The organism is Nocardioides scoriae, assembly GCF_900104965.1.
GTDB classification, from domain to species: domain Bacteria; phylum Actinomycetota; class Actinomycetes; order Propionibacteriales; family Nocardioidaceae; genus Marmoricola; species Marmoricola scoriae.
In genome coordinates this window covers 1,156,809-1,181,066 of record NZ_LT629757.1, presented here as the reverse complement: position 1 = coordinate 1,181,066, position 24,258 = coordinate 1,156,809, and the positions used below count along the sequence as shown (strand labels likewise).

The following is a 24,258-nucleotide window of genomic DNA, read 5'->3' as shown; positions in this document are numbered from 1 at the left end:
ACGTGAGCCGGCCCCGTGGGGTGGGCTCACCTGGAAGGGGATCCACATGAGCGGCACGGACGGTTTCGGACAGCGTCACGGGAGCCCGACCTCGGGGAGCTCGGCGTCCGAGATGCCCCCGCTCGTGAGTCCGCCCCAGCCGCCGCGGGCCGAGCCCCGGGACGGCGAGCGGCTGGCCGAGACGCTGCCGTTCCGCGCCCGGCCCACCCAGCCGGTCGAGCAGCCCGGCGACCAGCCCGAGACGCTCGTCGACGTGGCTCCCGAGGTCGCGCCGGACGACGTGCCCGAGGTCGTCCTCGGCCCCACCGGTCGCCCGATGCCCGAGATCCCCGAGCCGGGGCCGCGCAGCACCACGGCCCGGGCCCGCGTGATCTCGATGTGCAACCAGAAGGGTGGCGTCGGCAAGACCACCACCACGATCAACCTCGGCGCCTCGCTGGCGGAGTTCGGACGCAAGGTGCTGCTGGTCGACTTCGACCCGCAGGGCTCGCTCTCGGTCGGCCTGGGTCTCAACCCCCACCAGATGGACCTGACGATCTACAACCTGCTGATGCAGCGCGACGTCGCGCTCGAGGAGGTCGTGGTCCCGAGCGGCGTGCCCGGGATGGACCTGCTGCCCTCCAACATCGACCTCTCGGCCGCCGAGGTCCAGCTGGTCCACGAGGTCGCCCGCGAGCAGACCCTGAGCCGCGTGCTCGCCCCGGCGCTGGAGCAGTACGACGTCATCCTCATCGACTGCCAGCCCTCGCTGGGCCTGCTGACCGTCAACGCGCTCACGGCCTCCGACGGCGTCATCGTGCCGCTGGAGTGCGAGTACTTCGCCCTGCGCGGCGTCGCCCTCCTCAAGACCACCATCGACAAGGTGCGCGAGCGGCTCAACCCGCGGCTGCACGTCGACGGCGTCCTCGGCACGATGTACGACGGCCGCACCCTGCACGGCCGCGAGGTCATGGAGCGCCTGGTCGAGGCCTGGGGCGACACCGTCTTCCACACCGTGATCCGCCGCACGGTGAAGTTCTCCGACTCGACCGTCGCCGGCGAGCCGATCACCAGCTACGCCTCCAGCTCGCCCGGTGCCGCGGCGTACCGCCAGCTCGCCAAGGAGGTGCTCGACCGATGCCCCGACGCGTGAGCCTGCCGGCCGCCGACGACCTGTTCCGTCCCAGCGGCGCGCCCGAGCAGGGCGACGCGCGCGAGCGGGGCACGGCAGCCCGCCAGCTCGCCACGGTCGCGCCCGTCGAGGAGGCGCCCGCGGCCGAGCCCGTCAAGCGGCCGAGCGGACGGGTGCGCCACGACGAGAAGATGACGGTCTACGTCACCGCCGACGAGCTGCTCGACCTCGAGCACGCCCGGCTCTCGCTGCGGCGCAGCCAGGGCATCGCCGTCGACCGGGGCCGACTGGTCCGGGTGGCGATCGCGATGGCGCTGGCCGACCTCGAGGCCAACGGCGAGGACAGCGTCCTGGTGCAGCGCCTCACCGGTGACTGAGGACGCGGGGACCCAGGTCGAGGCCACCGGCTTCGCCGTCCACCTCGCCAACTTCGAGGGTCCCTTCGACCTGCTGCTGAGCCTGATCAGCCGGCACAAGCTCGACGTCACCGAGGTCGCGCTCTCGCAGGTCACCGACGAGTTCATCGCCCACATCAAGGCCCACCAGGCGGCCGGTCCCGAGGGCGAGGGCTGGGACCTGGAGCAGACGACGTCGTTCCTGCTGGTGGCCTCGACGCTGCTCGACCTCAAGGCGGCCCGGCTGCTGCCGCAGGGCGACGTCGAGGACGAGGAGGACCTGGCGCTGCTCGAGGCCCGCGACCTGCTCTTCGCGCGGCTGCTGCAGTACCGCGCCTTCAAGCAGGTGGCCTCGCTGCTCGAGACCCGGATGCTGGGCGAGGAGCGCCGCCACCCGCGCGCCGTCGGCCTCGACGAGCGGTTCGCCACGCTGCTGCCCGAGGTGCTGATCGGGCTGGGGCTGGAGGAGCTCGCCCGGCTGGCGGCCCGTGCGATGGCGCCCAAGCCGGAGCCCGAGGGCGTCGGCCTGGCCCACATCCACGCCCCCGCCGTCAGCGTGCGCGAGCAGGCTGCCGTGGTGGTGGGGCGGTTGCGGGGGAGCGGCACGACGACCTTCCGCTCCCTGGCCGCCGACGCGCCCGACACGATGACCCGGGTGGCGCGCTTCCTGGCGCTGCTGGAGCTGTTCCGGGAGGGCGTGGTGGCCTTCGACCAGGTCACGCCGCTGGGGGAGCTGAGCATCCGCTGGACGGGCGACGACGACACCGAGGTCGAGATCGACGACGAGTTCGACGGGCCCCCGGCCGGGGCCGACGTACCCCCTGCAGCCGAGGAGCCGCATGAGCCAGCCCACTGACCAGCCCGCTGACCAGCCCGCTGGGGACGCCGCGGACCCGACGGGCGCCGACGCGACGGGCGACGACCCGACGCTCGACGTGCCCCTGGCCCCGCTGCGTCCTGCCCTGGAAGCGCTGCTGATGGTGTCCGACCAGCCCCTCGACGACACCACGCTCGCTGCGGCGGTGGGCCACCCCGTGCCCGACGTGGAGGCGGCGCTCGCCGCCCTGGCCCGGGAGTACGACGAGACCGGCCGCGGCTTCGAGCTGCGCCACGTGGCCGGCGGCTGGCGCTACTACACCCGCGAGGAGCTCGCCGGCGTGGTCGAGCGCTTCGTGCTCGACGGCCAGCAGGCCCGGCTGACGCAGGCGGCGCTCGAGACGCTCGCGGTCGTGGCCTACCAGCAGCCGGTCAGCCGCAGCCGGGTCTCGGCGATCCGCGGCGTCAACGTCGACGGCGTGATGCGCACCCTGCTTGCCCGCGGCCTGGTCGAGGAGGCCGGCCACGACGCGGAGACCGGCGCGCACCTCTACCGGACGACCCGCTACTTCCTCGAGCGCATCGGCATCGGCTCGCTCGACGAGCTGCCCGAGCTGGCGCCGTTCCTGCCCGGGATCGAGGACCTGGAGGACGAGCAGGAGGTCGCGGCGGTGCCTCGGGTCGAGGCCGGGTCCGGGCCCGATGACAGCATGGCCCCATGAGGGAGATCGAGACCGACGAGGAGGGACTGGTCCGGCTGCAGAAGCTGCTGGCCCAGTCGGGCGTGGCCAGCCGTCGCAAGTGCGAGGAGATCATGCTCGCCGGGCTGGTCGAGGTCGACGGCGAGGTCGTCACGCGGCTCGGCACCAAGGTCGACCCGCGGCGCGCGGTCATCCGGGTCGACGGCAAGCGGCTGCCCCCGGTCAGCGACCACGTCTACCTGGCCCTCAACAAGCCCCGGGGCGTCGTCTCGACCATGTCCGACCCCGAGGGCCGGCGCCACCTCGGCGACGTCGTGGCCGACCGGCCCGAGCGGCTCTTCCACGTGGGTCGGCTCGACACCGACACCGACGGGCTGATCCTGCTCACCAACGACGGAGAGTTCGCCCAGCGGCTGGCCCACCCGTCGTACGAGATGGACAAGACCTACGTCGCCGAGGTCGACGGCGTGGTCGAGAAGGCCGTCCTCAAGCGGCTGCTCGCCGGGGTCGAGCTCGAGGACGGCCCGGTGACGGTCTCGCGGGTCAAGGTCGTCTCCAGCACCCGCGAGCGCTCGATCGTCGAGCTGGTGATCCACGAGGGCCGCAACCGGATCGTGCGGCGGCTGCTCGATCACGTCGGTCACCCGGTCAGGCGCCTGACCCGGACCGCGATCGGGCCCGTGGTGGTGCGCGGCATCCGGAGCGGGGAGCTGCGCGACCTCACCTCCGACGAGCTCGGCGCCCTGCTCGAGGCCGGCCAGCTCTAGTCGCCCGTGACGGCGGCCCGACCCGTCACGGCGCCCGGCGGTAGGCTCGGCGCGCCCGCCGCCCGCGAACGCCAGGAGGACCCGTGCACGTCCGTGCCGTCCGGGGAGCCACCCAGCTCGACGCCGACAGCCGCGACCACATGCTCGACCGGGTCGCGGAGATGGTGCGCAGCGTCATGGAGGCCAACGAGCTCGAGGTCCACGACTTCATCAGCATCATCTTCACCGCGACCTCCGACCTCCACAGCGAGTTCCCGGCGTACGCCGCCCGCCAGCTCGGGTTCGACGACGTCCCGCTGATCTGCGCCCGCGAGCTCGAGATCGAGGGCTCGATGCCCCGCGTCGTGCGCCTGATGGCCCACGTGGAGACCCAGCTCTCCCGCGAGGAGATCACCCACGTCTACCTCCACGGGGCGGCCGCGCTGCGGCGCGACCTCCACCGGGTGCGCGCCCTGCCCGATGAGTAGCACCCGGTGAGCGACCACCTCCTCGGACCGGTCCACGTCGTCGGAGCCGGCCTGCTCGGCACCTCCGTGGGCCTCGCCGCGCGTCGGGCCGGGCTCGAGGTGTGGCTCTCCGACCGCAGCCCCGAGCACGTGCGCACCGCGGTGGGCCTGGGCGCGGGCGACCCCGCGCCCGCGTCCGGGGTGGCCCAGCTGACCGTGGTCGCGGTGCCGCCCGACCACGTGGCCGAGGTCGTGGCCGACGCGCTGCGGCGCGGTGGCGTGGTCACCGACGTCGCGAGCGTCAAGAGCGGCGTGCTCGACGACGTGCGGCGGCTGGCGCCCGGGGGTGTGCAGCGCTACGTCGGCAGCCACCCGATGGCCGGCAGCGAGCGCTCGGGGCCGCTGGCCGGCAGCGAGGCGCTCTTCGACGGGCGTCCCTGGGCCGTGACGCCGCACCCCGACGCCGACCCGGCCGCCGTCGCGCTGGTCGAGGAGCTGACCCGGCGCTGCGGCGCGGAGTCGCTGCGGATGAGCGCGCTGGACCACGACCGCGCCGTCGCCCGCACCTCCCACCTGCCCCACCTGCTGGCCGTGCTGACCGCCGGCCAGCTGGCCGGCGTCGAGCCGGCCGAGCTGTCGCTCTCGGGCCAGGGCGTGCGCGACGTGACCCGGATCGCCGGCGGCGACCCGGCCCTGTGGCGCCAGATCCTGCGCGCCAACCGGCCGGCGGTGACCGACCTGCTCCGGCAGGTCAGCGACGACCTGGTGCGCCTGGTCGGCGTCCTCGACGCCGCCGACGACGACGCGCTGGGCCAGATCCTGGAGCGTGGCGTCGCCGGCACCCGGGCGATCCCGGGCAAGCACGGCGGGCCGTCGCTGCCCACGCGCCCGGTGTACGTCGCGGTGCCCGACCACCCGGGCGAGCTGGCCCGGCTGTTCGCCGACGTGGGGGAGATCGGGGTCAACATCGAGGACCTGCGCATCGACCACGACCCCGGCCGGCCCGTGGGCCTGGTGGAGCTGCTGGTCGCCGACGAGGCGGCCGAGCCGCTGCGCACCGCGCTCGAGGCCCGGGACTGGACGACCCACCGGTAGCATGAGCGGCTGCGACCGGGTCGGCGAGGCCCCCGGCACCGCCCCCACCCCGCAGCCAGCACCAGGAGGTACCACGACCGTGGCCAGCACGATCGTCGTCGCGATGGACGGGACCTCCGGGTCCGGCAAGTCGAGCACGTCCCGCCGGGTCGCCTCGCGGCTGGGCCTGCGCTACCTCGACACGGGTGCGCAGTTCCGCGCCGTCACGGCCGCGATGATCGACGCCGGCGTGGACTTCGCGGCCGCCGACGTGGCCGAGCAGGTCGCGGCGCTGGCTGCGCGTCCCGTCGTGGAGTCCGGGACCGACCCCGACGCCCCGACCATCACCGTCGACGGCCACGACGTGGCCGAGCGGATCCGCACCCAGGAGGTGACCGACCACGTCAGCGCGGTCGCCTCGGTGCCGCAGGTGCGCCAGCGGCTGCTCGACCTGCAGCGCGAGATCATCGGCGCGGGCGGCATCGTGGTCGAGGGCCGCGACATCGGCTCCGTGGTCGCGCCCGACGCCCAGGTCAAGCTCTACCTCACGGCCGACCCGGCCGCGCGGGCCGCACGGCGCACGGCCGAGAACGGCGCGGGCGACCTCGACGCGACGCAGGCCGACCTGCTGCGCCGCGACGCCATCGACTCCGGGCGGGCCACCGCCCCCGCGGTCGCGGCTGACGGCGCGGTCCACCTCGACACCACGCCCTACACCCTGGAGCAGGTCGTCGACCTCGTCGCCGGCCTCGTCGAGCAGGCCGGCGCGACCTCGCCCGAGGGGTCCGGGAGACCGGCGTGACCGCCCTGCTCGTGCGGGGCCGCCCGGCAGCCCAGCGGCTGCTGCGCGCGTGGTGGCGCATGGAGGTCCACGGCGCCCGCCACGTCCCCGCCCGCGGCCCGGCCGTGCTGGCGGCCAACCACGTGGGCTGGCTCGACGGCCCGTTCCTGGCCATCGCCTCGCCGCGCCCGGTGCAGGCGCTGACCAAGCGCGAGATGTTCGCGGGTCCGGCGGCGCCGGTGCTGCGGGCCGCGGGGCAGATCCCGCTCGACCGCGACGTCGTCGACCGCCGGGCGATCCGCACCGCGGTCGCCGTCCTGGAACAAGACCGGGTGGTCGGGGTGTTCCCCGAGGGCGGACGGGGTGGTGGCGAGATGACCACCTCGCGCTCGGGGGCGGCGTACCTCGCCCTGGTGACGGGGGCACCGGTCGTCCCGGTGGCCTTCCTCGGCACCCGGGAGCCCGGCGGTGACGCCGGCTCGCTGCCGCCGCGGGGCAGCAGGATCGCGATGACCTTCGGGGAGCCCGTGCTCCTCGGCCGCAGTGGCTGGCCCCGCACCCAGGCCCAGGTGGCCGAGGCCGCCGCGCGGGTCACCACCGCCATCGTCCGCACCACCCGCGAGGCCGAGCGCCTCACCGGACTGCGACTCCCGGGCCCGCTGGGCCCGACCCTCACGACACACGAAGAGATGACGCCATGAGCACCGAAGACCGCCCGACGCCCGCCGACCGCTCCTCCGGGGCCTCGTCCGACGCGGCCCTGCCCGGGTCCGACCTCGAGGTGCTGGCGCCCGTCCTGGCCGTGGTCGGGCGCCCCAACGTGGGCAAGTCCACGCTGGTCAACCGCATCATCGGCCGCCGCGAGGCGGTCGTGGAGGACAAGCCCGGCGTGACCCGCGACCGGGTGTCGTACGACGCCGTCTGGAACGGCCGCGCCTTCACCGTCGTCGACACCGGCGGCTGGGACCCCGACGCCAAGGGCCTGGCCCAGTCGATCTCGGCCCAGGCCGAGATCGCGGTGCAGATCGCGGACGCCGTGCTGTTCGTCGTCGACGCCGGGGTCGGCATCACCGACGGCGACGCCCAGGTGGTGCGGATCCTGCGCAAGTCCGGCAAGCCCGTCGTCCTGGCGGCCAACAAGGTCGACGACCAGCGCGCCGAGGCGGAGGCCTACGGCCTGTGGAACCTCGGCCTCGGCGAGCCCATGCCCGTCTCGGCGCTGCACGGCCGCGGCTCCGGCGACCTGCTCGACGCGTGCCTCGCCGCGCTGCCCGAGACCCCCGCCCAGCAGTTCGGCGAGATCGGCGGCCCCCGACGCATCGCCATCGTCGGGCGCCCCAACGTCGGCAAGTCCTCGCTGCTCAACAAGCTCGCCCGTGAGAACCGCGTCGTGGTCGACGACGCCTCGGGCACCACCGTCGACCCGGTCGACGAGCTGATCGACCTCGGCGGCCGGACCTGGCGCTTCATCGACACCGCCGGCATCCGCAAGCGGGTCAAGACGGCGTCGGGCCACGAGTACTACGCCTCGCTGCGCACCGAGACCGCCATCGAGCGCGCCGAGGTCGCCGTGCTGGTGATCGACGGCTCGCAGTCGGTCTCCGAGCAGGACATGCGCATCATCCAGACCATCCGCGACTCCGGCCGCGCCCTGGTGATCGCCTTCAACAAGTGGGACCTCGTCGACGACGAGCGCCGCTACTACCTCGACCGCGAGATCGAGCGCGACCTGGTGCAGGTGCAGTGGGCGCCGCGGATCAACCTGACCGCCCGCACCGGGTGGCACGTCGACCGGCTGGTGCCGGCCCTCGACCGGGCCCTGGAGGGCTGGGAGACCCGGGTGACCACGGGTCAGCTCAACAGCTTCCTCGGGCGCCTCGTCGCCGAGCACCCCCACCCGGTGCGCAGCGGCAAGCAGCCCAAGGTCCTCTTCGGCACCCAGGCCTCCGCGGCCCCGCCCACGTTCGTGCTCTTCACCAGCGGCAAGCTCGACGCGGGCTACGAGCGCTTCATCGAGCGCCGGCTGCGCGAGGAGTTCGGCTTCGTCGGGACGCCGATCAGCCTCGAGGTGCGGCCGCGGGAGAAGCGCAAGCGCTAGGGCCCTAGGCGACCGGGCCCTCGGCGAGGGTCACGGTGGCGGTCCTCGTGGCCCCGGCCGCGGTCCGCCAGGTGACCTCCACCGAGTCGCCCGGGTCGTGCGCGGAGACCAGCGACCGCAGCTGGTCGCCGCTGCTCACGGTCGTGCCGTCGACGGCGGTGATGGTGTCGCCCTCGGCGATCCCGGCGCGGGCGGCCGGGGTGCCGGCGTACGCGCCCTGGACGGTGGTGCCGGTCTCGCCGAGCCCGATGCCGAGGAAGGCCGGGCGGCCGTAGGCGTACGACGCGTCCTGGACGCCCTGCTCGAGGTCCTGGGCGATCCGCAGCACGGTCGAGATCGGGACGGCGTACCCGACCACGTCGTCGGTGCCGGTCGAGGCGGCCGTGGTCATGCCGACGACCTCGCCGTCCGCGTCGTACGTCGCGCCGCCGCTGTAGCCCGAGACCACGTCGGAGCTGATCTGGATCAGGCCCGTGAGGCTCTCGCCCTGGGTGCTGCCCTCGCTCTGCGTGGTGATCTGCTGGTCGGTGGCGAGCACCTGGCCGGTGGCGGCCGAGAGGTGGTCGACCGTGCCCTCGCCGTCGCCCACCGCGGTCACGGCGTCGCCGACACCGACCGCCGAGGTGTCGGTCTGCACGGTGGTCAGGCCGGACGCGTCCTCGAGCTGCAGCACGGCGACGTCGGCGGTCGCGTCGGTGCCGACCACGTCGGCGGTGTACGTCGTGCCGGTCGACATCACCGTCACCTTGATCGAGGTGGCCCCCGCGACGACGTGGTGGTTGGTGATGACCTCGCCGTCGGAGGTGAGGACCATGCCGGTGCCGGCGGCCTTGGCGCCGTCGTACTTCAGGGTGGTCGCGATCCGCACCAGCCCGACCACCTGGTCGCTGCTGGCCGTCCCGCTGGTGTCGCCGCTGGTGTCGACACCGCTGCCGGTGCCGCCCGGGGCCTGGCCCTGGCTGCCGAAGGGGTCGTCGCCGGCGTACGGCAGCTGGCCCTGGGGGACCCCGGAGCCGAACCCCTGGCCGTCAGGCGCCTGGCCCTCCTCGGTCTGGTCCGGTGCGGTCTGCGGCTGGCCGCCGGTGAGGGTCTGCGAGGGGGCGCCGGCGGTCGGGGTGGTCGCGTCGGGCCGGCCGATCGCGTAGCCGACGCCGCCGGCACCGAGGGTGAGCGCGAGGGCCAGCGCGGGCAGCGCCACGCGGCGCACGCGGCGGGAGCGGGGAGCCGGGCTGAGGGTGTCCGGGCCCCAGCTGTAGGTCCAGCTCGGGTCGCGGTCGTACGCCGCGGGCGCGCCGGTCGGCTCGGCGCTCGACGGGACGCGGCCGTCGTCGGCGCCCGGGATCGGCAGGGGGCGGGTCTGGTCGTCCATGGGGGCCTCCGAGACGTCGGGTGGTGGGAGGACCCAGACAACCGGGCGTTCCGGAGAGGAACCTGTGAGCCGACCGACCGCCGCCTGTGCGTCCGGGCGCACCCGTGGCGGGACCCGGGTTGTGGGCTCGGCAGGCCCCTGGGGTAAGGTCGCTCTCGCCTTCGTGGAGGTCCTCGGACCAGCTTTCCGCGGGGGCATCGGGCTGTGGCGCAGCTTGGTAGCGCACTTGACTGGGGGTCAAGGGGTCGCAGGTTCAAATCCTGTCAGCCCGACCGATGCACCGCCCCTGACCTGCACAGATGCAGGTCAGGGGCGTTCTGCAATTGACCCTCACTCCCCAGATGACGCACATGTTCGCCACCTATTCGCTGCGTCCCACCCGGGGCATCTGGCGCAAACGCCGTCACGACCGGTCGTGACTCAGCGCCTCGATCCAGGGTCTCGGATGCTGCCGGCGAGCTCTTGGAGCACGTCGGAACGTCCGCGGCGAGGGCGGGCTTGGCAATGCAGAACTCGCGTGAGGACCCGGTGACGGTCGTCGCGGACGACCCGGACGAGCTGTGGCAGGACCTGCTCGAAACCCTGCGGCCGGAGGGTGCGGTGCGTGAGGTCGGACCGGGCAGGCTCGAGGTGGCGTCGGACGAGACGACGGTGACCGTGCTCGTGACCCCGGACCAGTGGGTCGAGGTCGTCGCTGCCTACGTCGACGATGACCTGGGAATGTACGTGGCCGAGCTGTTCGGGTCCCGCGATGACGACGAGGGGTTCGTGGTGTTCTGGGACGGGCGGCTGACCGGTTCGACGCGCGAGGAGCTGCCGCCCGTGCGGGGCCGAGCGTCAGAGCGCACCGTGGCGAGGCTGCGTGCCGAGCACGGCGATGGTCAGCTGCACTGGCGGGCGTGACACCCGACAACGCCTAGACGGTGCCCCCTCGACCGTTCGGCGACGCTGTTCGCGCCCACCTGCTCACCGTTGGGCGGTGCGCCTCGGGGGGCAGCTGTCCCGCGGTGCTGGTCTGCCGATCTACGCTCGACTGCGTGCAGCGTGGTGATGAGCTGGTGTCGTGGGGTCAGCGGGGCCGGTGGTGGTTCATCAAGGTCTTCGCGCCACTGGTGGTCCTCAGCTACGTGCCGAGGCTCCTCGAGGTCGTCGGGCTCGACGCCAGGCCGGTCCTGATCGATGCGGGCCTGATGCCGTTGGTCGCGGCGGTGGTCCTGGTCGCGATGGCGGGCCTCGTCGTCAGCGGCGCGACCTGGTTGGCCGGTGAGGTGCGCCGGGGTTGGCACGAGACCCCCGAGCGTTAGCGACCGAGGGGGCGGCTGCGGGTACCGGCGGGGCGGGTCGCGCGCTGCTGGGTGCGTCAGACGGAACCGGGGCACAGCTCTCCTCAGCAGAGCCGCGGCGACCGTGTGACCGTTGACCGGGACGGAGGCGACCGGGACGCCAGGCGGCCACCATGCTGGGGCGGCGACGTCGTTGGGGCGTGCAAGCGGGTGCTGACGAGCCGGGCCGCGCTCACCCGCACCCGCCGGCTGCCCGGCGGGGTGACCTGGCCCCGGTCCTCGTCGCCCACGTCCATCCGGCGTCCTCTGGCCTTCTGTCGAGCGCTGCTGTCGCAGCCAGCGCCACAATGAGCCCCGTGACGGACGCCGCCGACAAGTCCCTGTGGTTTGGGGAGCTGAGGGTGACGCGGCACGAGGTGGTAAGCAGCGGATCGTCGCTGTGGGTCTCGTTCCGGGTCTGCGGCCCGAACCCGGGGTCGTGGGAGGCATCCGATCACGTCGTGTTCGCACGCGACGGCGACACCCGCAAGCTGCGCATCCTCGAGAGCTCCGCAGGCACGGACGCGCCGGACTCGGCGTTCGAGATCGTCCGCGTCGAGTGGCCGGGTGGACCCGAGCTGCAGATCCGCTACGGCCACGACGGCCAGCACCTCGACGGCGAGGCGGTTCGGGTACCCGCCGCCGTGACCGACCAGGTCCGCGACCCGTCAGCAAGGCGCGGCCCCGGTCTGCTCAGCGACGTGTGGGCGCGCGACCTCGAGACCTGAGGACCGAACTCCGGCAAAGCCGCGCAACCAGCGCGTCACCGCCCCTACGCTGCGCTGCATGATCGGCATCGCTGGTGGCGTCATCGGCATCGTCGGCGGACTCGCCATCGTCATCTTCAACCGCCAGTTCGTCCGACTCGTCTACCCACGAGCCGAACGGCGGCCGACATGGAGACCCATCTTGAAGAGCAGGCTGTACGAGCCGGACGAGAGCGGCCGTGTCCCGATGCTCTACGTCATCGGCGCCGGGTGGGTCCTCGTCGGATGTCTGGTGCTGTCCAGCGAGCTGACCGGCTGACCCACACCACCCCCACAGACCGTCCCCAGGGCCGGTGGCGCGCTCACCGGGCCCACGTCGCGGAGCGCGAGGCGCCGCGGCGCAAGCGCGAGCTCGTTGTAGACGTCGCGGTACCGCGGAGCAGACCACGAGCCTGCTCGCCCATCCACCCGGGTGTCTCGCTAGTCTGCGCCGACCGACGGACGCGGGCTTGGTGACGCATCGCCACGCAGATACGCATCCGATACCACCGTGGAGACGCCTCCGTCGCGGTCGTGATGACGGGGCGCGCCGGCAGCCGCGGGGCCTGGTGAGGCGGGAGGCGCACCGGGGTTGGGTTGGGGCGCCCTGGCAGGAGCTCCTGCGGCGATGGCTGCGGGAGCCGGGAGCGTCGCGGGCCTCACGACCGACCGCCCGGACCGCCCGGACCGCCCGGACCGACCGGACCGCCCGGACCGACCGGACCCGGACCGCGGGCCTCGTGACGTCCGTCCGCGCGTGGGCCGAGGGCCTCGTGCGGCGGCCTGTCGTGCGGTCGTTCCCACGGTGCGTCCTGGCCGTAGGCGACACGTCTGACCAGGCCCGGCAGCGCCTCCTCGAGAGCAGACGCGGCTGCGTCGGTGCAGCCGATGCTGAACTCGATCTCCTCGTCGACCTCGCACGCGAGGCACCACGCGTGGTCGGCCGGCCACACCAGATCGGGTTCCGCGTCGATACCGGTGTCCGGTACACCCCCGGCGAGGGACCACACGACCTGCTGGGCGTACCTCATCGCCGAGACGGGGCCGGTGAACAGGTACATCCACGCGTTCGGCAGCGGCACCACCGGCGCGTCCGGGTCGGGGCCGGACGCGAACCCGTAGCCGTGCCACACACCGACGTACGCGACCTCGGGGGTGGTCGTGTGGCCGGCGAGCACCCGCAGCGCGATCTCCATCGCATCTACGTCCGCGTCGAGGCCCAGGCCCAGCGCGACCGGTCCGACCGGATCCACGGGCAGACGCAGGTACGCGTCGAACCCGGGCGGGCCGTAGCGCAGCACGACAGGCGCGTCTCCGGTCAGCGCAGCATCGAGCACCCATGCGGCTGGCAAGAGGTCGCTGGCAGGGCGCAGGTCGGACACGGCACCAGTGTGACGCGGCTGTTCGCGGGCCACGTGTAGCTGCCCCTGGACCACTACTGGGTCCAGGAAACTCGCCGTGGATCAGGTGTCAGTGCTCGCGGGGCCACCGGATGGCGTCACCCGGCCCGGCCTGCAGGGCACCGTCGAGGCGACAGCCACCAGGCGCAGCCGGTAGCGCACATCGGCCGCACCCGGCCCCTTCGCCGGGGACTCACACTCGGGGGGTGTTTCACACCACGACCGAGGGCGATCTAGGTGCTCTGCCTCTTCGAGGCAGCCCCCACTCCGTGGACGACGAGGGAGAGCAGGAGCAGAGCCACGACCGTCAACACGGTGGACACCACCCACGCGCCATCGACGCCGGCCGTCACAGCGGCGAAGGTCGTGCCGGCGAAGGCGGTGCTTGTCGAGATGCGGTAAGGCAGAGACATGCGTCCCAACGCCCCCTTCCCGGTCACGTCAGGTCGCCCTCACCACTGGTGTGAGTGCGGGCCTGCATCGAGTCGCGTCGGCCCACGCGAGCTGGGCTGACCTCGCCACGACGAGCTGCCATCGTTTGCGCGTGACGCCACTCGCGCACACCCGCGGTGACGCACCAGACCACGATGCCGCACCCTCGGGAGCCCTCAGATGTACGAGGCAACCAGGAGATGGCGGATGTTTCGTCGCCCTCAGTCGGGGGAACTGCGGTTGTCCAGGGAGCCCAAGTCCCCGCTCGGACGCAACGCCTGGGCCCGGCACTGCGGCCCTTCATCATTCTTCGGACACGCGCTTCTGGCCTCCGGTCGACACGTCCCGCTCGGCGCTCGCAGGGCACGACCCCGGTCAGGACACGGGTGGCGCGGGGGACTCGACGCCGGACCGTTGCAGGGCGAGAGCCTGCCGGCGCCAGCGGGCTGCGCGCTCTGCCAGGCGCTCGGTGTCCTCCCGGCGTGGCTCAGCCGCGTGGGGACGTGGCGCGGGGGAGGGCGGGAGCACCTCGACGCCGATGGCGCGTCCCGCGAGGAGAGCCGCGCCGAGCCCCGAGGCACCGGGCGTGTCGACCGCGTCGAGCGGACGACCGAGCGCGTCCGCGAGCAGCTGCCGCCACGCGGGTGCGACGGTGCCGCCGCCGGCCAGCCGCACTGGTTCGGCGCTCGCGGGCAGCGACAGGCTGCGGGCCGCCTCGTGGACGGCGATGGCCACGCCCTCGAGCGCGGCGCGCGCCAGACGCGCGCGGTCGTGCCTGGGGCTGAGACCGGTCCAGGCCCCGAGCAGGGGCTGCGACGTCGGCGCGGTCCGCTCTCCGTGCAGGTGGGGGAGGAACAGGGGGTCGTCGTCGTGGGCCGGCAGCGCGGCGGTGGCGTAGAGCTCGGGCCACGACATGCCCAGGACCTGGCACACCCAGGCCAGCGTCGAGCCGCCGTTGATGCTGGCGGCCATGGCGTACCAGCCGTGCTCGTCGACGGTGCGGTAGGTGTGGGTGAGAGGCCGCCGGGGGAGCGGGGTGGGCAGCTCGGCGAGGGGGGTCACGAGCTGGACGCCCGTGCCGATGGTCAGCTGGACGCTGCCCGGCTCCGAGAGCCGCGTGCCGAGCAGCGCGACGGCCGTGTCGGCGCCGCCCGCCGCGACCGGGATGCCGGGAGGGAGCCCGAGGTGCTCCGCGGCAGTCGTCGTCAGGGCGCCCGCGAAGGCGCCACCCGAGCGCAGGACCGGGGGGAGCAGGCCGAGGTCGAGGCTGAGCGCGGAGACCACGTCGGGGTCCCAGCGCTCACCCACGACGTCCCAGAGCAGGGTGCCCGACGCGTCGCTCGGCTCGGTGGCGACGATCCCGGTCAGCCGGAGCCGCAGCCAGTCCTTGGGCTGCAGCGCCCACCGCGCCCGGGACATGAGGTCGGGCTCGTGGCGGGCCACCCAGGACAGCTGGGGGCCCGCCATGCCGGGGACGACCGGGTTGGCCAGCCGAGCGCGCACGGTCGCCGGGAGGGTGTCGTACGCCGCGGTCTCGGGCGCGGCGCGGGAGTCGGACCAGAGCACGGCGGGTCGCACCGGCTCGTGGTCATCGGCCGTGAGCACGACGCCGTGCATCTGACCCGAGAGCCCTAGGGCCAGCGGTCGCCCGGGTCGGTGGGCCGCGACCTCGCGGACGGCCTGCCCCACGGCCTCCCACCAGTGCTGCGGCGCGGTCTCGGACCAGCCGGTCCGGGGGTGGTCCACGTCGTAGGCCCGCTGGGCCTGGACGAGCGGACGTCCCTCGGTGTCGGTGAGCACGACCTTGACCGAGGCGGTGCCCAGGTCGATGCCCAGCAGCGTCCCCGGCTGGTCCGGCGGGGTCACTGCCCCAGACCCGAGGCGACGACCTGGTCGAAGACCTCGACCGCGCGAGCGGTCTGGTCGTCGACGAACATCTGCTCGGCCAGAGGTGCTCCCATGGTGAAGCAGTCCACACCTGCCCGGGCGAGGCTCACCATGGCGCTCACGGACCGGATGCTCGCGAGCAGGATCCGGGTGGTGGCCTCGGAGGAGGCCAGCACCTCCTGCATCGCCACGACCGTGCCGAGACCGTCGAAGCCGTTCTCGTCGAGCTTGCCCAGGTAGGGAGCCACGTAGTCCGCGCCGGCTGCTGCTGCCAGCATCACCTGCACGGGTGAGTAGACGGCCGTCAGCAGCGTGGGGATCCCCTCGGCGGCGAGCGCGGCCAGGGCCGCGGTGCCGGCACGGGTCGCCGGCACCTTCACCACCACGTCCTGCCCGAGGTCGCGGAGTCGGTGGCCGCAGTCGACGAGCTCGTCGGTGGTGCTGCCCCACGCCTGGAAGAAGATCTCGGCGGCGCCGGCAGCGCGGGCCCACTTCGAGACGTCCTCGATGTCGCCGACCCCGAGGCCGGCGCGGTCGAGGATGGTGGGGTTGGTGGTCAGACCGGCGAACAGGCCGGTCGACAGGAGGGACTCGGCCGCGGTGCGGTCGGCTGTGTCGAGGTAGAGACGCATCGTCAGTCCTTGGTCTGGTCGTCGGGTGGAGGCGGTCTCAGCTGCACTTGTCGACGTAGAAGTACCGGGAGATCTCGAGGTCGTCGGCGTTGTCGGTGGTGGCGATGACGTTCTTCAGGGCGACCTGCTTCTCGATCTCGCCCTCGTCGCCCGACAGCGCGGCAGCGGCGTACCGGACGCCGAGCTTGCCCTCGGTCGCGAAGTCCTGCACGACCAGGATGGCGATGTTGCCGGCCTTGAGCTCCTCGACGGTGGCGGGCTCGGCGTCGTACCCGGCGACGGTGATCTCGCCCTTCTTGCCGCCGTTGTCGACCGCGTTGGCCGCGCCGGTGGCGGAGTTGCCGTTGACGCCGAAGACGCCGACCAGGTCGGGGTGCTTGAGCATCAGGGCCTGGGTCTGGCTCTCCGCGGTGGCCACGACCGACTTGGAGAACTGCGGCTCGAGGATCGTCAGGCCGGGGTGCTCGGACTTCATGCGGTCCACGAAGCCCTTCACGCGGGCCTCGTCGGTCGAGGCGCCCGGGGCGCCGCTGATGATGGCGACGGTGCCGCTGTCACCGACGGCCTCGCCCAGGGCGTCGGCGGCCGCGGCGCCGCCCTGCTCGTTGCTCGAGGAGATCTGGGAGGTGAGCCCCTTCGGGTCGTCGAGGGTGGTGTCCATCGCGATCACGGGGATGTCGGCGGAGGTGTACTGCTGCACGACCGGGGCGAGGGCAGCCCCGTCGGTCGGGGTGAGCAGCAGGGCGGCCGGGCTCTTGGCCAGCAGGGACTGCACGATCGGGATCTGCAGCGACGGGTCCCAGGTGGTGGCGCCGGCGTACTCCAGGTCGAGGCCGAGCTTGTCGGCCTCGGCCTTGGCGCCGCAGTACATGGTGCGGTAGGCGGGGTGGGTGGTCAGCCCGGGCACCAGGTAGATGGTGCCGTCCTTGCCCGTGCTGCCGGCCTGGGCGTCGGCGCTGCTGCCGCAGGCGGCCAGGGTGCCCACCAGGCAGGTGGAGAGGGCGAGGACGCCGGTCGTGCGGGCCAGGCGGGTGGTGAGCGAGCGGTCGGGTCGTGACATGGGACGGGTCCTGTTCTGTGGTGGGGCGGGGGTGGGGTGTGGTGGGACACCTGCGTGCGGGCAGGCGACGGCCGGGGTGGGGTCGGTCGAGAGGCGTGCAGGAGCGCGCGGGAGGCGGCCCGTCGGGGCGCTAGCGAGCGGCGACGCGGGAGCGGGTCTGGTCGGCGTAGACGGCGAGCAGGATGATCACGCCGATCACGACGGTCTGCCAGAACGACTCGACGCCGGCCAGGATGAGCCCGATCTGGAGGACACCGGTGATGGCGGCGCCGATCGCGGCGCCGAGCACGGTCCCGCGACCGCCGGTCAGGCTGGCCCCGCCGATGACGGCGGCGGCGATCGAGGCCAGCTCGGTGTTCTGGCCCGCCAGCGGCGAGGCGCCCACGAAGCGGGACATCAGCAGGATCCCGGCGATGCTGGCCAAGAGTCCCGAGAGGACGTAGATCCGCAGCAGGTGCCGCTGGGCCCCGATGCCGGCGCGCCGAGCGGCACCCGGGTTGCTCCCGATGGCGTAGGTGCGCAGCCCGAAGCGGGTGCGGGCCAGGGCCAGGCCGGCCACCACGGTGATGACGGCCGTGACCAGGACGGGGACGGTCAGCCAGCCCCCGAGGTGTGCCACGTTGCCGATGGTGCCGAGCTGGGGCGGCAGCCCGACCACCTCGGCGCCGTTGCTGAGCAGGTTGGTGGCGCCGGTCCCGACCCCGAGCATGCCGAGGGTCGCGATGAAGGGGGCGATCCCGAGGCGGGTGATGAGCAGCCCGTTGACGAGTCCGAAGAGGCCTCCGAGGGCCAGGGCGACGGCGAAGCCGACCACGATGGTCTGCGTCGGCGAGGACCCGGCGGCGTACAGGTCGCGCATCACCACGGCCGCGCCCATCGAGGAGCAGGCCAGCACGGCCCCGACCGAGAGGTCGATGCCGCCGGTGACGATGACGAAGGCCTGGCCGACGGCCAGCAGCATGATCACCGTCGTGGACTGGGACGTGGCCAGCCACGACGCCTGGGACAGGAAGCTCGGGGCGACGACGCCGATGGCGAGGACGAGCAGCGCCAGGATCAGCAGCCGCGCGACGTCACCGTCCCAGCGACCGAGCAGGCGTACGGCGCGGTGCAAGGGGCTCGCCGGGCGAGCGGCGTACCGCGGGTCGAGGTCGGGAGTGGGTCCCGCGTCGGTGGTGGCGCTCATGTGCGTGTGGTCCTCCGGGGGCCGGCTCGGGTGCGGTGGGGTGTGCTCGTGCGGGTGCTGGTCCGGACGAGGGGTGGTGTGGTCGAGGGTGCTCACGAGGCCAGCTCCCGCTGCGCCGCGCCGGTGATCCAGCGGATGATCTCCTCGACGGGGGTCGCCTTGGGGTCGAGGTCGGCGGCGATCCGGCCCTGGTACATGACCAGGACCCGGTCGCACAGCTCGCGCACCTGGGGCAGGTTGTGGCTGATGATGAGAACCGGGAGGCCGGTGGCTGCGACGTTGGTGACCAGCTCGCCGACGCGCTGCTGCTGCTCCACGCCGAGCGCGGCCGTGGGCTCGTCCATGAGCACCAGCCTGGATCCCCACGAGACGGCCCGGGCCACCGCGATGGCCTGCCGCTGGCCGCCGGAGAGCGCCTCGGCGCGCGACCGCGTCGACGCCATCCGGATGCGGGTCAGCTTCAGCTGGGTGTCGGCCTCGGCGATCATGGCCGCCCGGTCGAGGAAGCCGAGCCGACCCAGGAGGCCCGCCCGGAGCTTCTCGCGCCCGAGGAACAGGTTGGCCCAGATCGGTAGGTCGAGCGCCAGCGCCAGGTCCTGGTAGACGGTCTCGATGCCCAGCTCGCGGGCCTCCTGCGGGCTGCCCATCTCGATGGGCTCGCCGTGGAAGGTCAGCTGGCCCTCGGTCGGGCGGGCGACCCCGGACAGGATGCTGACGAGGGTCGACTTGCCGGCGCCGTTGTCGCCGACCAGTCCGACGACCTCTCCGGGGTGGATGTCGAGGTCGACCCCGCGGAGCGCGGCGACGTGGCCGTAGTGCTTGGTGATGCCGCGGGCCGACAGCACGGGGGCGGACGCCGTGGTCGTGCTGGGAGCCGGCGAGGAGGGGGAGGTGTGGGTCATGTGGAGGTCCGATGTGTTCAGGCGCTCATATGAGCGGTAACGTCTCATCCGTGCAGCAAAATATGACGACAGTCACAGCGACCTGTCAAGGGACACGCCGTTCCGACCTCCGCCGACGGGGCGGGTGGGCCCGCGGGGTCGGGGCTCGTACGCTTGCGCCGCACCGGAGGGGGACGAGATGCCACGAGGGATGGTCCGCAGCGCGCTGGACAGCATGAACATGGTCGTGGCGGCGCGACGTCACTACCTGGAGAAGGCCACCAAGAGCGAGATCGCCGACGAGCTGGGGGTCTCGCGCTTCAAGGTCGCCAGGATGCTCGACGAGGCCGTCGAGCGCGGGATCGTCACCTTCGAGATCCACTCCCCGACCGATGTCGACCTCGACCTCTCGCTGGCCATCGCCAGCGCCTACGGCCTCCGACAGGCGCTGGTGCTGACGCTGCCCGACGGACCTGAGGACTTCCGCCGCGCGCAGCTGGGGCGGGCCAGCGCCGCCGCGCTGGGCAGCCTCATCGAGGAGGGCGACGTCGTCGGGGTGGCCTGGGGTCGCACCCTCCACGCGATGGTGACCTCGCTGCCGCCCCTGGCGCGCTGCACGGTGGTGCAGGTCGTCGGGAGCATCCCGACCTCGGACCTGAGCGTCAGCTCGCTCGACCTGGCGCGGACGATGGCCGAGCGTGCCGACGGCGAGGTCAGGGCGCTGCAGGTCCCGATGGTCGTCGACAGCGCGCAGACCGCCAGCCGCCTCCGGGATGATCCGTTCGTCGCCGCCACGGTCGACTGCTTCGACCACCTCGACCGGGCGATCGTCAGCGTCGGGGCCTGGCGCGAGGACCAGTCCGCACTGGCCGCCGCGCTCCCGGTCGACCTGCGCCAGAGCATCGTCGCGGCGGGCGCCTGCGCGGACATCTGCTCCACCGTGCTCGACGCCGACGGACGGCCCGTCGCGTCGGACCTGGTCGACCGCTCGATCTCCATCACCACCGACCAGCTGCGCCGGGTCCCCGACGTGACGGCCATCGTCGGGGGTGGTCAGGAGCGCGCGCCGGCGATCCACGCGGCCCTGCGCAGCGGCCTGGTCCACCGGCTCATCACCGACGTCCACACCGCCCGGGTGCTGGCCGACCTCCCTCGGTGACGGCCTGCCGGGTGGGCGTCACGACAACTGCCGTGCGTCGCCGGTCGGTGCAGCCAGCGGAGCGTCGCGGGATCCAGCAGGGCGAATGCCTCGGCGAGCACTTTCCGAACGGGACGGCGCCGTCCTGGTCGGCCCGCTCTGCGCAGCTGACACCCGGACCGGGTCATGGCGCCGTGTGGCCGCGATCAAGTGGGACCACGACCGACCCGTCGCAGCACTGGGGCGTGGGCCACGGCACACGCCGGCGGTGCACGCGCACACCCGTCCCGTCCACGCCGTGATCAGGGCGCTGCTCGAGCGTCACCCCGGGCTCGAGATCGGGTCGTGCTGCGGAGGCGGTGGTCGCCTCGACCTCGGCATCGTGGAGCACGCCAGCCGCTTCTGGCCCTCCGGCGTCGTCGACCCGCACGAGCGCCACCGGGTCGTCCGATGGGCCGGGCTCACGCTGGCTCGAGCTGATCGGGACTTACGTGGGGTCGCGTGGTGCGAGGTGACGCACCGAACCCGGCCCTGCAGCTCGACGGTGTGGTGTCAGAGGACGGTCGAGAAGGACTGTTCCGGGCACTCGAGCCGGCGGAGCTCGACGGCCGGGTCCTCGGTGAGCTGGGTCTGACGGCGCCGCTTCTGAGGCCAGACGAGCTGATCCTGGTTTGACTGGTGGCTAGTTCGTCATACGTGCACCTCTGAGCACGGGTCGCGTCAGGTGGCTCCGGGTGCCCACGGTCGTGCTGCCGGCGGGGTCGGTCCGGCTCAGGCGGGGCCGAGGAAGCGGACGGCGACGGGGGCGAACTGCTCGTGGAACTGGAAGATGCCGCCGTGCCCCGAGTTGGGGTAGATCACCAGCTCCGAGCCCTCGATCCGACGGTGCAGGTCCTCGGACAGCGGCGAGGGCACCATGCGGTCGTGGTCACCGTTGGCGATCAGCGTCGGCGCGGTGATGACCGACAGGTCGGAGGGGGCGGACCGGCCGTAGGCCTTGATCGCCTTGAGCTGGGTCGAGAACGCCTTGGTGGAGATCTTCGCGTCGCGGTCCGTGGTGCGCTCGGCGAGCCGGCCGATGAACTCCCTGGCAGCCTTCTTGCCGACGGCGTCGCGGTGGAAGAAGAGGAACTCCTTGGGGTCCGAGCGGGTCAGCGTCGCCCGGAGGATGTCGTAGTACGTCGTGCCGGCGACCTTGTCGATGTCCTTGCCGCCGCGGGGCCCGGTGCCGGTCAGCACGAGGCGTCGTACGAGCGTGGGGTGGGCGACCACGAGGTCCTGGGCGATCATGCCGCCCATCGAGAACGAGAACACGTCGATGACGTCGTGGCCCAGCGCCGTGACGAAGGTGTACGCGTCCTTGGCTGCTGCCTCGATGGTGTCGGGGACCGACCCCGACGAACCGCCCACGCCGAGCTGGTCGAACGCGATGACGTGGCGCCCGGCGGCGACCGCGTCCACGATCCGGGGGTCCCAGTTGTCGAGGGTCGCGGCCAGGTGGACGAAGAACACGACGGGGACGCCGCCGCGGGGGCCGAGCTCGCGGTAGGCGAAGGTCTCGCCCCCGGCGGTGATGGTCCGGGTCGGGGCGAGGGCGTAGGAGGTGACGACGGGGTCGTCACGGCGGGACGGGGCGCTCATGGGGTGGTCCTCCGATGGGTGCTGGATGCGAGCTGGGGGTAGAGGGTGGTGACCGGACCGGCGAGGCCCGCCTTGACGTGGCGGGAGACCTCGTCGGCGAGCACCTCGTGGTCGCCGGCCTCGACCGCGTCGTACGCCTGCCGGACGACGTCGGCCGGGTCGTTCTTGGCGACCTCGAGCCCGGCCGTCATGGGGGTGTCGGTGTAGCCGAGGTGGAGGGCGGTCACCGTGGTGCCGTCGGCGGCCAGGGCGAGCCGCTGGGTGTTGGTGGCCGACCACAGGGCGGCCTTGGAGGCGCTGTAGCCGTCGCCGGTGCCGAGCCACGACAGCACCGAGAGCACGTTGAGCAGGCTGCCGCCGCCGTTGCGGGCCAGCACCGGCGCGAAGGCCTCGGCGACCGCGAGCGGGCCGAAGAAGTTGACCTCGAACATCTCCCGGAGCGCGGCGGACCCACCCAGGACGCCGGCGCCGTTGGACGCCCCGGCGTTGTTGACGACGACGGTGACGTCCGGCGCCGCGGCGGCAGCGGACGCCACCGCCTCAGGGCTGGTGACGTCGAGCGGGAGCGGGACCACGCGCTCGTCGTCCCACGTTCGTGGCGTCCTCGCGGTGGCGTAGACCCTGGTCGCACCGCGCTCGAGCGCCTGTCGGACGAACTCGGTGCCGAGCCCGCCGTTGGCGCCGGTGACCAGCACGACCGCGCCGTCCAGTCGGGTGGTCATCGGGTCACCACGACCTTGCCGCGGGCCCGGCCGTGCTCGACGTGGGCGACCGCCTCGAGGGTCTGGTCGAAGTCGAAGGTCCGGTCCAGCACGGGGCGCAGCGTCCCGTCCTCGTACAGGGCGGCGAGCTGGGCGAGCCGGGCGCCGTCGGCCCGCATGAAGAAGAAGGAGTAGCGGACCCCGAGCCTGCGGGCCCGACGGCGGACCCTGCGGCTGAGCAGTGCCATCACCGGTCGCAGCAGGGGGTGGCCGAGCTGGGTGGCGAAGGCGGGGTCGGGCGGGCCGACGACGCTGATCGCCAGGCCACCGGGCCGCAGCAGCGTGAGAGACGTGTGCAGGCTGTCCGCGCCGAGCGAGTCCAGCACCACGTCGTACCGGGTCGGCAGGTCGGCGACGTTCGTCGTGGTGTGGTCGACCGCCTCGTCGGCGCCGAGGGCCCGCACGGCTTCGAGGTCCCGGGTGTGGGCCGTGGTCGTGACGTGGGCACCCAGGTGCTTCGCGACCTGGATCACCGTCGACCCGAGGCCTCCTGCACCGGCGTGGACGAGGACCTCCTGGCCGGGCCGGACGTCGGCGACCTCGACGAGGGCCTGCCAGGCGGCGAGCGCGACCAGGGGCACGGCTGCCGCCTCCGCGAAGGACAGCGATGTCGGCTTGAGGGCGACGTCGGCGGCGTCCACGGCGAGCTGCTCGGCGAACGCGCCGATCCGCAGGTCGCGCGGGCGGGCGTAGACCTCGTCACCCACGCGGAACCCGCGTACGTCGCTCCCGACCGCCCTCACGACACCGGCGAGGTCGTGTCCCAGCACGAAGGGCGTCCGGTAGGGCAGCAGCCGCTTGAACTCGCCGTCGCGGACCATCCGGTCCAGGGGGTTGATGCTCGCCGCACGCACGTCGACCAGCACGTCGCCGGGCCCGGGTCGCGGCGTGGGCACCTCGGCGGGACGCAGCCCGTCCGGGCCGTGGTGGTCGACGACGAAGGCCCTCACAGCGGCACCGTGTCCGAGGCCGGGGTGAGGGGGTGACCCACGATGCGGGCGGCGTTGGCCCGGCCCGCGGCGAGGACCTCGTCGGAGAGGTCGGGATCGGTTACGGCGCGAGCGAGCTGCAGCGACGAGACGAGGAGCGTGTAGAGCCCGATGGCACGCTGCCGCGCCTCGTCGTCGTCGTCGAGGTGGTGGGCGATCGCGTCGACCAGGCGTGCGGCGCCCTGCGTGTAGGCGTGACGGGTGGCCTCGGGCTGCCGCACGATCTCGTCCAGCAGCGCGGCCGACGGGCAGCCTTCGGCAGGGTCGTCGCGGTGCGCGGGGGAGAGGTAGGCCTCGACGTACGCTGCCATCGAACCCGGCCCGACGGGCAGGTCCGCCACGAGGTCGGCTTGCGCCTCCAGCTGCTCGGACACGATGGTCGCGATCAGGTGGTCCTTGGAGTCGAAGTGGCCGTAGAAGGCGCCGTTCGTCAACCCGGCGTCGCCCACCAGGGCCGCGATCCCGGCGCCGTCGAAGCCGTCGCTCTTGAAGCGCCGGCCCGAGGTCTCGATGATCCGGCGTCGCGTCGCGGCCTTGTGCTCGGGGCCGTACCTGGCCATGTCGTGCCTCCTTCGCCCGGTGGTTGTCAGAACCGTAACAGTATGATCATACTCTTACGACCGTA

At 73.2% G+C, this 24,258-nt stretch carries 27 protein-coding genes and 1 tRNA gene; 17 read left to right on the top strand and 11 right to left on the bottom strand.

Annotation, left to right across the window (positions count from 1 at the left end; translation table 11 throughout):
- The first annotated feature begins 124 nt into the window (after nucleotides 1-124).
- The 10 genes from BLU55_RS05710 (at nucleotide 125) to der (ending at nucleotide 8,189) form a co-directional block, all read left to right on the top strand.
- A complete protein-coding gene (locus BLU55_RS05710) occupies nucleotides 125-1,132 on the top strand; it encodes a ParA family protein (RefSeq protein ID WP_407938410.1) in 1,008 nt (335 codons plus the stop codon).
- Nucleotides 1,117-1,488 carry a hypothetical protein gene (locus tag BLU55_RS05705; RefSeq protein WP_197681111.1) on the top strand — a complete coding sequence of 124 codons (372 nt, stop codon included), beginning with the start codon at nucleotides 1,117-1,119 and terminating at the stop codon, nucleotides 1,486-1,488. The genes BLU55_RS05710 and BLU55_RS05705 overlap by 16 nt, the downstream gene beginning before the upstream one ends.
- Nucleotides 1,481-2,362, top strand: a complete 882-nt coding sequence (locus tag BLU55_RS05700; RefSeq protein WP_091727113.1) for a segregation and condensation protein A — start codon at nucleotides 1,481-1,483, stop codon at nucleotides 2,360-2,362. The genes BLU55_RS05705 and BLU55_RS05700 overlap by 8 nt, the downstream gene beginning before the upstream one ends.
- Nucleotides 2,346-3,044 carry an SMC-Scp complex subunit ScpB gene (scpB, locus tag BLU55_RS05695; protein ID WP_091727111.1) on the top strand — a complete coding sequence of 233 codons (699 nt, stop codon included), beginning with the start codon at nucleotides 2,346-2,348 and terminating at the stop codon, nucleotides 3,042-3,044. Before BLU55_RS05700 ends, scpB begins: the two co-directional genes overlap by 17 nt.
- Nucleotides 3,041-3,790: a pseudouridine synthase gene (locus BLU55_RS05690; protein WP_091727110.1), complete on the top strand. Its 750-nt coding sequence runs from the start codon at nucleotides 3,041-3,043 to the stop codon at nucleotides 3,788-3,790. The genes scpB and BLU55_RS05690 overlap by 4 nt, the downstream gene beginning before the upstream one ends.
- An 83-nt stretch (nucleotides 3,791-3,873) precedes the next feature.
- The gene (gene aroH, locus BLU55_RS05685) at nucleotides 3,874-4,257 is read left to right on the top strand and encodes a chorismate mutase (protein ID WP_091727108.1); all 384 of its coding nucleotides are present in this window, start codon (nucleotides 3,874-3,876) and stop codon (nucleotides 4,255-4,257) included.
- A gap of 6 nt (nucleotides 4,258-4,263) precedes the next feature.
- Complete coding sequence (locus BLU55_RS05680) at nucleotides 4,264-5,331, top strand: prephenate dehydrogenase (protein ID WP_091727106.1); 1,068 nt, start codon at nucleotides 4,264-4,266, stop codon at nucleotides 5,329-5,331.
- 1 nt (nucleotide 5,332) lies between these two features.
- On the top strand, nucleotides 5,333-6,112 hold the full coding sequence (cmk, locus tag BLU55_RS05675; RefSeq protein WP_091727103.1) for a (d)CMP kinase: 780 nt from the start codon (nucleotides 5,333-5,335) through the stop codon (nucleotides 6,110-6,112).
- Nucleotides 6,109-6,792 carry a lysophospholipid acyltransferase family protein gene (locus BLU55_RS05670; RefSeq protein ID WP_091727101.1) on the top strand — a complete coding sequence of 228 codons (684 nt, stop codon included), beginning with the start codon at nucleotides 6,109-6,111 and terminating at the stop codon, nucleotides 6,790-6,792. The genes cmk and BLU55_RS05670 overlap by 4 nt, the downstream gene beginning before the upstream one ends.
- The gene (der, locus tag BLU55_RS05665) at nucleotides 6,789-8,189 is read left to right on the top strand and encodes a ribosome biogenesis GTPase Der (RefSeq protein ID WP_091727098.1); all 1,401 of its coding nucleotides are present in this window, start codon (nucleotides 6,789-6,791) and stop codon (nucleotides 8,187-8,189) included. Before BLU55_RS05670 ends, der begins: the two co-directional genes overlap by 4 nt.
- A 4-nt stretch (nucleotides 8,190-8,193) precedes the next feature.
- On the opposite strand, the gene BLU55_RS05660 is transcribed toward der, so the two are convergent.
- The gene (locus tag BLU55_RS05660) at nucleotides 8,194-9,558 is read right to left on the bottom strand and encodes a S1C family serine protease (protein WP_091727095.1); all 1,365 of its coding nucleotides are present in this window, start codon (nucleotides 9,556-9,558) and stop codon (nucleotides 8,194-8,196) included.
- Between the two features lie 198 nt (nucleotides 9,559-9,756).
- Here BLU55_RS05660 and BLU55_RS05655 point away from each other — a divergent pair.
- The 5 genes from BLU55_RS05655 (at nucleotide 9,757) to BLU55_RS05635 (ending at nucleotide 11,906) form a co-directional block, all read left to right on the top strand.
- Nucleotides 9,757-9,830 (top strand) — tRNA-Pro (locus tag BLU55_RS05655).
- A 226-nt stretch (nucleotides 9,831-10,056) separates the two neighbouring features.
- Nucleotides 10,057-10,461: a hypothetical protein gene (locus BLU55_RS05650; RefSeq protein ID WP_157682751.1), complete on the top strand. Its 405-nt coding sequence runs from the start codon at nucleotides 10,057-10,059 to the stop codon at nucleotides 10,459-10,461.
- Nucleotides 10,462-10,565: 104 nt separating this feature from the next.
- On the top strand, nucleotides 10,566-10,862 hold the full coding sequence (locus BLU55_RS05645; RefSeq protein WP_157682750.1) for a hypothetical protein: 297 nt from the start codon (nucleotides 10,566-10,568) through the stop codon (nucleotides 10,860-10,862).
- Between the two features lie 335 nt (nucleotides 10,863-11,197).
- The gene (locus tag BLU55_RS19370) at nucleotides 11,198-11,608 is read left to right on the top strand and encodes a hypothetical protein (RefSeq protein WP_157682749.1); all 411 of its coding nucleotides are present in this window, start codon (nucleotides 11,198-11,200) and stop codon (nucleotides 11,606-11,608) included.
- Between the two features lie 58 nt (nucleotides 11,609-11,666).
- Nucleotides 11,667-11,906, top strand: a complete 240-nt coding sequence (locus BLU55_RS05635; protein ID WP_091727085.1) for a hypothetical protein — start codon at nucleotides 11,667-11,669, stop codon at nucleotides 11,904-11,906.
- Between the two features lie 379 nt (nucleotides 11,907-12,285).
- Here the strand turns inward: BLU55_RS05635 and BLU55_RS05630 are convergent, their stop codons facing one another.
- The 6 genes from BLU55_RS05630 to BLU55_RS05595 form a co-directional block, all read right to left on the bottom strand.
- Nucleotides 12,286-13,008 (bottom strand): hypothetical protein, encoded by a 723-nt coding sequence (locus tag BLU55_RS05630; protein ID WP_157682748.1) that lies wholly within the window; start codon nucleotides 13,006-13,008, stop codon nucleotides 12,286-12,288.
- 825 nt (nucleotides 13,009-13,833) lie between these two features.
- Nucleotides 13,834-15,324: a xylulokinase gene (locus BLU55_RS19365; protein WP_172833874.1), complete on the bottom strand. Its 1,491-nt coding sequence runs from the start codon at nucleotides 15,322-15,324 to the stop codon at nucleotides 13,834-13,836.
- Nucleotides 15,321-15,977, bottom strand: a complete 657-nt coding sequence (locus BLU55_RS05610; RefSeq protein ID WP_091727074.1) for a transaldolase family protein — start codon at nucleotides 15,975-15,977, stop codon at nucleotides 15,321-15,323. The genes BLU55_RS19365 and BLU55_RS05610 overlap by 4 nt, the downstream gene beginning before the upstream one ends.
- Nucleotides 15,978-16,014: 37 nt before the next feature.
- Nucleotides 16,015-17,037: an ABC transporter substrate-binding protein gene (locus BLU55_RS05605; RefSeq protein WP_091727071.1), complete on the bottom strand. Its 1,023-nt coding sequence runs from the start codon at nucleotides 17,035-17,037 to the stop codon at nucleotides 16,015-16,017.
- A gap of 130 nt (nucleotides 17,038-17,167) precedes the next feature.
- Nucleotides 17,168-18,223, bottom strand: a complete 1,056-nt coding sequence (locus tag BLU55_RS05600) for an ABC transporter permease (RefSeq protein ID WP_157682746.1) — start codon at nucleotides 18,221-18,223, stop codon at nucleotides 17,168-17,170.
- A gap of 92 nt (nucleotides 18,224-18,315) precedes the next feature.
- Entirely contained in the window at nucleotides 18,316-19,125 is an 810-nt protein-coding gene (locus BLU55_RS05595) for an ATP-binding cassette domain-containing protein (RefSeq protein ID WP_091727065.1), read from the bottom strand.
- 178 nt (nucleotides 19,126-19,303) lie between these two features.
- Here BLU55_RS05595 and BLU55_RS05590 point away from each other — a divergent pair, with 178 nt between their 5' ends.
- Nucleotides 19,304-20,263 carry a sugar-binding transcriptional regulator gene (locus tag BLU55_RS05590; RefSeq protein WP_091727063.1) on the top strand — a complete coding sequence of 320 codons (960 nt, stop codon included), beginning with the start codon at nucleotides 19,304-19,306 and terminating at the stop codon, nucleotides 20,261-20,263.
- Between the two features lie 85 nt (nucleotides 20,264-20,348).
- Nucleotides 20,349-20,876, top strand: a complete 528-nt coding sequence (locus BLU55_RS20130) for an alpha-galactosidase (RefSeq protein ID WP_091727060.1) — start codon at nucleotides 20,349-20,351, stop codon at nucleotides 20,874-20,876.
- Nucleotides 20,877-21,013: 137 nt separating this feature from the next.
- Here the strand turns inward: BLU55_RS20130 and BLU55_RS05580 are convergent, their stop codons facing one another.
- From BLU55_RS05580 to BLU55_RS05565, 4 genes are read right to left on the bottom strand one after another with little or no spacing between them, the layout of a single operon-like run.
- Complete coding sequence (locus BLU55_RS05580) at nucleotides 21,014-21,883, bottom strand: alpha/beta fold hydrolase (RefSeq protein WP_091727057.1); 870 nt, start codon at nucleotides 21,881-21,883, stop codon at nucleotides 21,014-21,016.
- A complete protein-coding gene (locus BLU55_RS05575) occupies nucleotides 21,880-22,605 on the bottom strand; it encodes an SDR family oxidoreductase (RefSeq protein WP_091727055.1) in 726 nt (241 codons plus the stop codon). Before BLU55_RS05575 ends, BLU55_RS05580 begins: the two co-directional genes overlap by 4 nt.
- Nucleotides 22,602-23,594 carry an NADP-dependent oxidoreductase gene (locus BLU55_RS05570; RefSeq protein ID WP_091727052.1) on the bottom strand — a complete coding sequence of 331 codons (993 nt, stop codon included), beginning with the start codon at nucleotides 23,592-23,594 and terminating at the stop codon, nucleotides 22,602-22,604. The genes BLU55_RS05575 and BLU55_RS05570 overlap by 4 nt, the downstream gene beginning before the upstream one ends.
- A complete protein-coding gene (locus BLU55_RS05565) occupies nucleotides 23,591-24,193 on the bottom strand; it encodes a TetR/AcrR family transcriptional regulator (protein ID WP_091727049.1) in 603 nt (200 codons plus the stop codon). Before BLU55_RS05565 ends, BLU55_RS05570 begins: the two co-directional genes overlap by 4 nt.
- Nucleotides 24,194-24,258: the final 65 nt, after the last annotated feature.

Excerpts from the sequence above, each read along its gene's own strand:
- BLU55_RS05705 (WP_197681111.1), top strand. The coding sequence starts at position 1,117 with ATGCCCCGACGCGTGAGCCTGCCGGCCGCCGACGACCTGTTCCGTCCC.
- scpB (WP_091727111.1), top strand. The coding sequence starts at position 2,346 with ATGAGCCAGCCCACTGACCAGCCCGCTGACCAGCCCGCTGGGGACGCC.
- BLU55_RS05690 (WP_091727110.1), top strand. The coding sequence starts at position 3,041 with ATGAGGGAGATCGAGACCGACGAGGAGGGACTGGTCCGGCTGCAGAAG.
- cmk (WP_091727103.1), top strand. The coding sequence starts at position 5,333 with ATGAGCGGCTGCGACCGGGTCGGCGAGGCCCCCGGCACCGCCCCCACC.
- der (WP_091727098.1), top strand. The coding sequence starts at position 6,789 with ATGAGCACCGAAGACCGCCCGACGCCCGCCGACCGCTCCTCCGGGGCC.
- BLU55_RS05660 (WP_091727095.1), bottom strand. The coding sequence starts at position 9,558 with ATGGACGACCAGACCCGCCCCCTGCCGATCCCGGGCGCCGACGACGGC.
- BLU55_RS05635 (WP_091727085.1), top strand. The coding sequence starts at position 11,667 with ATGATCGGCATCGCTGGTGGCGTCATCGGCATCGTCGGCGGACTCGCC.
- BLU55_RS05610 (WP_091727074.1), bottom strand. The coding sequence starts at position 15,977 with ATGCGTCTCTACCTCGACACAGCCGACCGCACCGCGGCCGAGTCCCTC.
- BLU55_RS05605 (WP_091727071.1), bottom strand. The coding sequence starts at position 17,037 with ATGTCACGACCCGACCGCTCGCTCACCACCCGCCTGGCCCGCACGACC.
- BLU55_RS05600 (WP_157682746.1), bottom strand. The coding sequence starts at position 18,223 with ATGAGCGCCACCACCGACGCGGGACCCACTCCCGACCTCGACCCGCGG.
- BLU55_RS05595 (WP_091727065.1), bottom strand. The coding sequence starts at position 19,125 with ATGACCCACACCTCCCCCTCCTCGCCGGCTCCCAGCACGACCACGGCG.
- BLU55_RS05590 (WP_091727063.1), top strand. The coding sequence starts at position 19,304 with ATGCCACGAGGGATGGTCCGCAGCGCGCTGGACAGCATGAACATGGTC.
- BLU55_RS20130 (WP_091727060.1), top strand. The coding sequence starts at position 20,349 with ATGCCTCGGCGAGCACTTTCCGAACGGGACGGCGCCGTCCTGGTCGGC.
- BLU55_RS05580 (WP_091727057.1), bottom strand. The coding sequence starts at position 21,883 with ATGAGCGCCCCGTCCCGCCGTGACGACCCCGTCGTCACCTCCTACGCC.
- BLU55_RS05575 (WP_091727055.1), bottom strand. The coding sequence starts at position 22,605 with ATGACCACCCGACTGGACGGCGCGGTCGTGCTGGTCACCGGCGCCAAC.
- BLU55_RS05565 (WP_091727049.1), bottom strand. The coding sequence starts at position 24,193 with ATGGCCAGGTACGGCCCCGAGCACAAGGCCGCGACGCGACGCCGGATC.